Source organism: Pseudaeromonas paramecii (assembly GCF_039540575.1).
Taxonomy (GTDB): Bacteria; Pseudomonadota; Gammaproteobacteria; order Enterobacterales; family Aeromonadaceae; genus Pseudaeromonas; species Pseudaeromonas paramecii.
The window spans coordinates 1-622 of sequence record NZ_BAABFC010000035.1; the positions used below are offsets into that span (position 1 = coordinate 1).

Annotated in this window: 1 protein-coding gene; it reads right to left on the reverse strand. The window is 56.9% G+C overall.

Annotation, left to right across the window (positions count from 1 at the left end; all coding sequences use genetic code 11):
- Window positions 1-577, reverse strand: a 577-nt coding sequence (locus ABD847_RS16815; protein ID WP_345015142.1) for an IS630 family transposase, incomplete at its 3' end; no start/stop codon positions are given.
- Window positions 578-622 lie beyond the last annotated feature (45 nt).

The following is a 622-nucleotide window of genomic DNA, read 5'->3' on the forward strand; positions in this document are numbered from 1 at the left end:
CCGCACCCAGTTTGGGGTTGAGGTGGATATCCACCTCATCTTCATAAAACACTGGGTGGTCGATACTGCAACGAGCCAAGGCCTCGTTGATCACCGTCATCTTGGCCTCTTTGTGTGGATCGCGAATACGCAAAGTGGGCGCCGGTCGGCGCCAAACAATCCCGAGTCGAGGCAGCCAGCGCCGTATCGTCGAAGCATGCAATGACAGCTGCCAATTCCGCTTTAGTTCAAGCGCCATCAGTTCGGTACTCCAACGGGAGCGCTGATACCCCAGCTCCTGCGGTGACAACTGGACCAACAACCGCAACAGGCCAGCGATCTGCACGAAGGGCAGTACGGGCTTACGACCGCGAGGCTCACTTTCAAGGCCTTCCAGCCCGTACAGTGTGTACCAGTTCACCCAGCGATTGATCGACGAACGGGCTGCGGCAGTGAGTCGGGAAACAGCCGAAACACTGTGGCCATCGGCCAGTAGCAAGATGGCATTGAGTCGCCGGCAGTGCTCTTTATCTTTGGTCCGGTGTATCAAATTGATGATCCGGCGTCGCTCAGCTCGGTCGGGGAGTGTTAGCATCATTTCGGGCTCGGCTCGTTTGTCGTTTGGTTGGTTTGGCGATTGATC